The 4,900-nt window shown below is 70.6% G+C and carries 5 protein-coding genes and 1 pseudogene; 1 reads left to right on the top strand and 5 read right to left on the bottom strand.

Annotated elements, in window-relative coordinates; all coding sequences use genetic code 11:
• The 5 genes from ACK4IU_RS18240 to ACK4IU_RS18220 all read right to left on the bottom strand — a co-directional run.
• A partial coding sequence (locus ACK4IU_RS18240; protein WP_409738163.1) for a glycosyltransferase family 2 protein occupies positions 1–527 on the bottom strand: 527 nt, incomplete at its 3' end.
• Between the two features lie 139 nt (positions 528–666).
• Positions 667–1,635: an alpha/beta hydrolase family protein gene (locus ACK4IU_RS18235; RefSeq protein WP_409738160.1), complete on the bottom strand. Its 969-nt coding sequence runs from the start codon at positions 1,633–1,635 to the stop codon at positions 667–669.
• Positions 1,616–2,362 carry a hypothetical protein gene (locus tag ACK4IU_RS18230; protein ID WP_409738157.1) on the bottom strand — a complete coding sequence of 249 codons (747 nt, stop codon included), beginning with the start codon at positions 2,360–2,362 and terminating at the stop codon, positions 1,616–1,618. Before ACK4IU_RS18230 ends, ACK4IU_RS18235 begins: the two co-directional genes overlap by 20 nt.
• Positions 2,356–3,144 carry a hypothetical protein gene (locus ACK4IU_RS18225; protein WP_409738154.1) on the bottom strand — a complete coding sequence of 263 codons (789 nt, stop codon included), beginning with the start codon at positions 3,142–3,144 and terminating at the stop codon, positions 2,356–2,358. Before ACK4IU_RS18225 ends, ACK4IU_RS18230 begins: the two co-directional genes overlap by 7 nt.
• Positions 3,141–4,247, bottom strand: coding sequence for a GSCFA domain-containing protein (locus tag ACK4IU_RS18220; protein ID WP_409738151.1), 1,107 nt, complete (start codon positions 4,245–4,247; stop codon positions 3,141–3,143). Before ACK4IU_RS18220 ends, ACK4IU_RS18225 begins: the two co-directional genes overlap by 4 nt.
• A 114-nt stretch (positions 4,248–4,361) precedes the next feature.
• Here ACK4IU_RS18220 and ACK4IU_RS18215 point away from each other — a divergent pair.
• Positions 4,362–4,900 (top strand): annotated as a pseudogene (locus ACK4IU_RS18215) (DNA polymerase IV); the annotation flags it as partial.

The raw sequence follows: 4,900 nt of genomic DNA, 5'->3' as shown, positions 1-4,900 counted from the left end.
GCGATGTCGATCCGGTCGCGGGTGATGCAGGGCTTGGCGTAATTGGCGTTCAGCCGGAAGATGCGGCGCACGTCCAGGATGTTGCGCCCCTCGGTGATCGGCTCGGGTTCCAGCGTGGGGTTGTGCACCATCTCGATGGCGAAGGGGGTGACGACCTGCGGCCCGCCCTTCACCGCGTATTGCTCCAGATAGCCCGGCAGGCTGTCCGACACCGCGGGGTCTACGCAGACGATCTCGTCCACGTCGCCCACCAGCACCCAGTTGTAATAGTTGGTGAAGCCCGAGGTCAGCCGCGACAGCATCTGCCAGCGTCGCTGGTTGAAGCAGTTCCGCGTCTCGTCATAGGGCAGGTAGATGACGTTGCAGCCCTCGGCGATGCGCCTGTGTTCGGGGTCGCCGCCATGCGACAGGACAAAGCAGTTCTTGCGGCCAAGCTGGCGGCCGTAATAGTCCACCCAGCGCGAGAGGAAGAAGTGATCCCCTCCCACCATGGTCATCGCCATCATCCGGCCGCGCGTCTGGTCCATCACTCACGTCCTGCTCGCCGCGCCCGGCATAGCACAAGGCCGAAGCCGGGGCCTAGCCTCCGAGGCCGCCTCCTCGAGCCCTTCGGGCACTCCTCGATCGGCGCCACGGCGAGGAGTGCACGGAGTGCCCGACGAGCCCTCACCCCGCCGCCGCCTTCAGCGCATTCGCCGCCGCCCGCCGGGCGCGGCGGATGAAGAGCGTCTCCTCCTCGGGCAGGTCGGCCGCCTGCCGCAGCATGGCCTCCGCCGCGCGGATCACCAGCCGAGGCCGCCCCCGGTTCGCCGCCGCCCCCAACAGCGCGCGCTGCCACTTCGGCACCTGACGCCGGGCGCGGAAGGCGCGCCAGAAGTCCTCGGGCACCCGGTCGCCGGCGACCATCGCCTCGACCAGCATCGGGAAGGTGCCCGACTTCAGCACCACGCGGATCGCCTCGTGCGTGCAGAAGGGCACGCGCAGAAGCTGCACGTTCGGCCCGGCCATGCGCGCGGCATGGGCGCGGTCCTCGGGCACGAAGGGGTCATAGACCAGCACCACGCGCCGGATGTAGGGCACCGCCGCCGCGGCATCGAGGAAGGGCATCCCCTCCCAGTTCGACTTGCGCACGGCATAGGGAAAGCGGTGCTCGAAAGGCGCGATGACCTTGTTCATCGTCGATTGCGCGCTGAAGGCCAGCACCCGCGCCTCGGGGATCAGCGGCGCGAAGTTCAGCGCCGCGAAGCCGCCCATCGAGGCCCCGGTCAGCACCACCCGGGAAAAGCGGCGGAAGAATCCGCGCTCCTCAAGCCCGCGCAAAAGGGCCGGGGCCGTGGGCTGGCGGAACCAGTCCTTGGCATGGCTCTGCACCCCCAGCACGGCATGGCCGAGCGGCTCCAGCCGCTTCCAGGCCCAGGGCGGGCGCGGCCAGCCCTCGTCGATCGTGGCGAGGTTGTCGAAGGACACCACCAGCGCCCCGCCCGGCTTTGCCCCGGCGCCCTCGAACCACAGCTTCGCATGCGCGCCCTCGACCAGGAACCGGTCGGCAAAGGCCGCCGCGTCCAGCCCCATCGCGGGCGGCACGTCCAGCAGCGGCGCGCCATCTGTGGTTGGTTCAGTAGCTCCAGCGGACATGGGCCTCCAGCGCGGCAAGGGCGGCGCGGTCCTCGGGGTCCGCGGAGCCGGGCAGACAGCGGTCGGGCCAGAACAGCACCTCGTGGACGCGCGAGCTGCCCAGGGTCTTGGCCAGACCGGAGCGGTTCGACCGGCAGGCGATGAAGAAATCCGCCGGATGGGCAAGGCCCGGAATCGCCGCGGCGACCTCGGCGCGCCGCCCGTCCAGCCCCAGCCGCAGCACGCGCCCGTCCCAGGCCATCAGCGCGAGCCGGGCCCCCGTTTTCGGCCGCAGGGGCAGCGTCAGCCCCGCCGTGGCCTGTCGGTCGGCCAGCTGCACCTGTCCGTCGCGCTCGACCAGGAAGATCATGTTCTGCGTCTGCCCGGTAAAGACCGAGGCCAGCGTCCGCGCCTCGCCCTGCGAGCGGTAGATAACGGCGGCGGTGAAGGCCTCGACCTCGGGGGCAAAGCCGGGCAGGGTGAAGCCGCAGTTCTCGCCCTCGCGGCACAGCATCGCACCGGGCGGGCCGGGGTCGAAGCGGCTGTTGCCGGTGTTCGGCCCGGCCGGGACGGCGACGGTCGCGCCCTGCGCCTCGCGCCAGCCGGTGATCGCGCCTTCCGTCCGCACCAGATCGGCCTCGCGCGCGACAAAGCGCGCCCCGCCGCTACGCAGGACAGCCTCGGCCAGCGCCTCGCCTTCCCCCCCGATCAGCGCCCCGGGCGGCAGTGTTTCAGCGATCTTCAGCATCCGACCTCCTGCCCGCATCCTGCCGGGCACTCCCTGTCGCCGCAAGCCCGGCCCTGCCGTGCGAGTGCCACGGCGCGGGCCAGGATCAGCGCGCCATAGGCCGCGTTGTGATGCTCGTAGTCGCCCCTGGCCAGATGGTCGGCCACCGCATAGGCGGGATCGGTGTAAAGCCCCTCCGTCACCGTACCCTCGGGCTGCGGCAGCAGCGTGATGCCGTCCTCGGCCGCGATCTCCCCCAGCAGCGCCCAGAACCGGGGCAGATGCGCGGGGATCAGCGCGGCAGTCTCCGGGGTGATCGCCCCGGCACGTTGCGGCGGGACGGCGGTGTAGAAGGCCACGGGCGACAGAAGGATGCGCGCCTGTCCGGCCGCCGCCAGCCCCGCCGCCAGCCGATAGCCTGACTGCCCGCGCAGCCCGTCGGCCAGCATCCGCCGGACAAGGCCGGAACTGACGAAAGGCCCCTCGCCCAGCGCGCTCAGTACCCGGACGAACAGGCCCCAGACATAGACCCGGGCGCCGGTGACATGGATCAGGTCGAACTCGGACGCCGGCAGGAGGCTGCGGCCCTTCTCGTTGAACTTGGCAAAGCGCCGGGCGGTGAAGTCGTCCAGCGGATGAATCGCCCCGTCGCGCACTTCCAGGAACCGGAACCGGCTGCCGACATGCCCCCAGTATTCCAGATCGACGCCCGAGACATCGACCAGCCCCTGCACATGCGCCTGTTTCAGGCAGGCGTAATGGCTGTCGCCGAAGATGCAGAGCCGGGGCAGCGCGTCGGTCATGGCATGGTCCCGGGGCGCGCATCCGGGGCAAAGGCCGCCAGGATCTCTTCCTCGCAGCGCAGCTCCTCGGCCTCGGTCAATTCCGGCTCGGGCATCTCGTCGGCCGTCGGCTGGGGCGGCGGGACGGGCGCGGCCACAGCCTCTCCGCCGAAGGCCGCCGCCTGGTCGCGGAAGAACTGGGTCATGACATGGTCCACCCCCTCGGGCAGGACCGACCGCAGGTTCGGCGCGAAGAAGCGGCCGCCATAGGCGGGATGGGTGATGATCTCGTAGGAGGGGAAGTAATCCACGCGGGGCCCTGCCTGCATCATCTCGGAGGCGACCGCGCGGAGCAGGGACTTGGAATGGCTGGTCGCGGTCAGCACATGGTTGCCCGATGCCGTCGCCGTCAGCGGCACAGGCGAGACGGTGAGCAGTAGCCCGAGGGTCCGGTTCGCCGCCAGCATCAGCCGCAGCGCGGCCTTCATGTCGGCCATCAGCGCGGCGAAGCCATGGTTGACGAAGCCATGCGCCTCGGGATCGAAGCGCCCGGCCACCGTGCCCGGACAGACGGCATATTCCACGCCGGTCTCACGGTCCTGCCAGGCCTCGGTCAGCCCCATGGTAAAGACGAAGACCTGCGCGCCCCTGACCGCCGCCGCGATCGCCGCCAGGGTGTCGCGGCGCGAGGCGAACAGTTCGTCCGGGCTGACGAAGCCGCCCGGTTCCACGCCGGGGCGGAAGGGGTCGTAGAAGCGCCCGTCGCGCTCCCAGACCTCCTCGGGCGGGGGGGTGTCGGTCAGCGCCCAGCGCAGCCACTGGTGCAGCATCCGGGGCGTGTAGATGTTGCCGGTGCGAAAACTGAAGGTGCCGTAATGATAGTCCCGCCGCTGCTCGCGCGACAGGACCGAGGGGCCGGGCTCGAAATCCAGCCAGCGATAGCGCCGCGCGACCAGCGCCTTCGAGAAATGCTGCGCGAAGCAGGACCCCGCCGTCACGATCCGCGTGCGCCGCTTGATGCGGAACTTGGGTTTCCACAGGCCCGTGATCTCCAGCGCGTCGCGGCCGGCGACGGCGCTGCGCCAGAACCGGTCCTCGGGCAGGGTTTCATAGGGATGCGACATGCGCCGGCGGTCCTTTCCTGGCCCCGGATATGGCGGCAGGGCGGGCGGCAAGGTCAACCGCTTTCGATGGCCGCACTCCACAGCCCGCGACCGGCGTGGTAGCCTTGTGCCACCATGCCCAGCCTCTGCCGCGACTGCCTGACCCTGACCGATGCCGCGGCGTCGCGCTGTCCCGCCTGCCGCTCGCCCCGGATCGTCTCGCATCCCGAACTGACCCGCCTGTCCATCGCGCACATGGACTGCGACGCCTTCTACGCCTCGGTCGAAAAGCGCGACAACCCGGCCCTGCGCGACCAGCCCGTCATCGTCGGCGGCGGCAGCCGGGGCGTGGTCTCCACCTGCTGCTACATCGCGCGCATCAAGGGCGTGCGGTCCGCCATGCCGATGTTCCAGGCGCTCAGGCTCTGCCCCGAGGCGGTGGTGGTGAAGCCCCGCTTCGCCGCCTATACCGAAGCCTCCTGCGCCATCCGCGCGATGATGGAGGAACTGACCCCCGCCATCGAGCCCCTCTCGCTCGACGAAGCCTTCCTCGACCTCTCCGGCACCGAACGCCTGCACGGCGCGCCGCCCGCGGTGCTCCTGGCCCGGCTGACCAGGCGGATGGAGGACGAACTGGGCCTCACCGGCTCCATCGGCCTGTCGCACAACAAGTT

Origin of the sequence: Tabrizicola flagellatus (genome assembly GCF_046295235.1) — a bacterium.
Taxonomy (GTDB): domain Bacteria; phylum Pseudomonadota; class Alphaproteobacteria; order Rhodobacterales; family Rhodobacteraceae; genus Tabrizicola; species Tabrizicola flagellata_A.
The sequence above is the reverse complement of the archived record's forward strand: the minus strand, read 5'-3'. Positions and strand labels throughout refer to the sequence as shown.

Bases quoted from the DNA above. Each gene is read 5' to 3' on its own strand.
- ACK4IU_RS18235 (WP_409738160.1), bottom strand. From the start codon at position 1,635: ATGTCCGCTGGAGCTACTGAACCAACCACAGATGGCGCGCCGCTGCTG.
- ACK4IU_RS18230 (WP_409738157.1), bottom strand. From the start codon at position 2,362: ATGCTGAAGATCGCTGAAACACTGCCGCCCGGGGCGCTGATCGGGGGG.
- ACK4IU_RS18225 (WP_409738154.1), bottom strand. From the start codon at position 3,144: ATGACCGACGCGCTGCCCCGGCTCTGCATCTTCGGCGACAGCCATTAC.
- ACK4IU_RS18220 (WP_409738151.1), bottom strand. From the start codon at position 4,247: ATGTCGCATCCCTATGAAACCCTGCCCGAGGACCGGTTCTGGCGCAGC.